The sequence below is a fragment of the Azospirillum sp. TSO35-2 genome, assembly GCF_003116095.1.
In the GTDB taxonomy this organism is placed as follows: Bacteria; Pseudomonadota; Alphaproteobacteria; order Azospirillales; family Azospirillaceae; genus Azospirillum.
On record NZ_LGRA01000021.1, the window covers coordinates 412461 to 413031 of the forward strand.

The following is a 571-nucleotide window of genomic DNA, read 5'->3' on the forward strand; positions in this document are numbered from 1 at the left end:
GGCCGCCATGCAGGACAGCGTGCTGAACCTGTGCCGGGTCAAGCTGCGCGACCAGCAGCGCCTCGCCCATGGTCCGCTGAAGGAATACCCGCAATACCCCAACGGCACCTTCGGCGACACGGTGCCGCGCGCCGGCAACGCCTCGGGCGGCGGCCAGCCCGGCTGGATCCTGAAGTGCAAGGGCTGGGAGCGCGATCCCAACGCCTACATCTACTTCATCGCCCAGGCGCCGGTGTGGACGGCGATCTGCAAGGTGATCGGCAAGGAAGAGTGGATCACCGATCCCGACTACGCCACGCCGCCCGCCCGCCTGCCGCGCCTGATGGAGATCTTCGCGACGGTGGAGGACTGGACCAAGACCATGACCAAGCTCGAGGTCATGGAGATCCTGAACCAGCACGACATCCCCTGCGGCCCGATCCTGTCGATGAAGGAGATCGCCGAGGACCAGTCGCTCTACGCCACCGGCACGCTGGTCGAGGTCGAGCACCCGACCCGTGGCAGCTACCTGACGGTCGGCAACCCGATCAAGCTGTCCGACAGCCCGACCGAGGTCACCCGCTCGCCGCTG

1 protein-coding gene is annotated in these 571 nt (G+C 67.3%); it reads left to right on the forward strand.

From position 1 onward, the window contains the following. Positions 1-571 (forward strand): CoA transferase (locus TSO352_RS18100; protein ID WP_199231646.1); only part of this gene is annotated, 571 nt, incomplete at both ends.